Origin of the sequence: Micromonospora sp. D75 (genome assembly GCF_018070405.1) — a bacterium.
Lineage (GTDB): Bacteria > Actinomycetota > Actinomycetes > Mycobacteriales > Micromonosporaceae > Micromonospora > Micromonospora chalcea.
The window spans coordinates 1-1,400 of record NZ_JAGPXV010000971.1; the positions used below are offsets into that span (position 1 = coordinate 1).

Below are 1,400 nucleotides of genomic sequence, written 5' to 3' on the forward strand. Positions count from 1 at the left end.
AAGTAGTCGCTGCGGCGGTCCACCAGATCCTGCGCCTCGCTGAACACGACCTCGTCGTAGTCGGGCAGCCCGCTGGTCTGCTGCAGCAGCTGCCGTACGGTGATCCGCCGCCCGTCGTTGCCGTTGGCGCGCACCATCCCGGGCAGGTAGCGCTCGACGGTGGCGTCGAGGTCGACAAGGCCCTCGCCGACGAGCTGGAGGACGACCACCGCGGTGAACGTCTTGGTGTTGCTGCCCACGCGCACCCGGGCGTCGCGGGGGATCGCGGCGCCGGTGCGCAGGTCGCCGACCCCCGCGGTGTAGTCGCGCACCCGGCCGTCGCGGCGTACGGAGGCCAGCACTCCGGGGAATCCGTGCTCGGCGACCAGGCCGTCCAGTCGCGTCTGGACGGCGTCGGCGGCGGGACGCCGTGCGGCGGTGGTCGCGGCGGACGCGGCGGGCACACCGAGCGCGGTGACGGTCAGCAGGGCCGTGGCGCCGACGGCGATCGGGAAGGTACGGCGGGTCATGGGAACTCCTCGACGGAGGTGAACGGGTACGGCCTCAAGCCTCGCCAGAACCGGTCCCGCGTTCCATCCCACCAGCTACCGGGCCGGGGTAGCGCTGGCACTACTTGATCGCTCCCGGCGTCGCCGGTTAGGCTCCGCGCAGCGTCGCGTGCCGGTGGCAGACCGTGTCAGGCATGGAGGCGCCGGATCGAAGGGAGCACGACGATGACACTCGTCGTCCCTTCGCCCTCGCCACGTGGCTGAGGGCGAACAGACCAGGCTGGTGGCCTGGAGCCGGGAGATGCGCGCCGTCCACGAGCGGCTGCGCGAGGCGCTTGAGGTGACCCGGCGGGCGCTCGCCGCCGGTGAGCCGGCACGGCCCGCGACACGGGACCTGCTGCTGTTCTGCCACGGGTTCTGCGCGGCGCTGACCGCGCATCACGAGGGCGAGGACCGCAGTCTCTTCCCGGCGGTCGCGACGCGCCATCCGGAGCTGCGCGAGACGCTGGACCGGCTGCGACAGGACCACTCGATGATCGGTTACCTGCTGGCCGGGCTGGGTGCGGCGGTGGCCCGCGACGCCCCGCCCGACGAGCTGGCCCGGCACCTGGAGGGCGTTGCGGCGATCATGGAGTCGCACTTCCGGTACGAGGAGCGGCAGCTTCTTTCGGTGCGGGAGACGCTGGCGCTGGACGCCGACCCGGCCGACGTCCTCGGACCGCTGTGACCCCGGGTCGCGGCCCGGCGGGATGCGCGCCGCCGGGCCGCGACCGGGCGTTCAGTTCAGGCCGCAGGTGGCCAGCGCGTCCAGGTTCGGGCGCTGCGCGCCGACCCGGTTGAACGCGATCTCGATGCGGTCGAGCGCCGCGACGCGCTTGCTGCGCAGCGGCCCGAGGATCGCGTTGTCGATGA

General features: G+C 73.2%; 2 protein-coding genes. One reads left to right on the top strand and one right to left on the bottom strand.

Translation table 11 applies throughout. The annotated features are described in order from the left end of the window. A partial coding sequence (locus tag KBX39_RS31205; protein ID WP_210873998.1) for a serine hydrolase occupies nucleotides 1–509 on the bottom strand: 509 nt, incomplete at its 3' end. Nucleotides 510–744: 235 nt separating this feature from the next. Between KBX39_RS31205 and KBX39_RS31210 the strand changes: the two genes are divergently transcribed. Next, nucleotides 745–1,215, top strand: coding sequence for a hemerythrin domain-containing protein (locus tag KBX39_RS31210; protein WP_210874000.1), 471 nt, complete (start codon nucleotides 745–747; stop codon nucleotides 1,213–1,215). The last annotated feature ends 185 nt before the right edge of the window (nucleotides 1,216–1,400 follow it).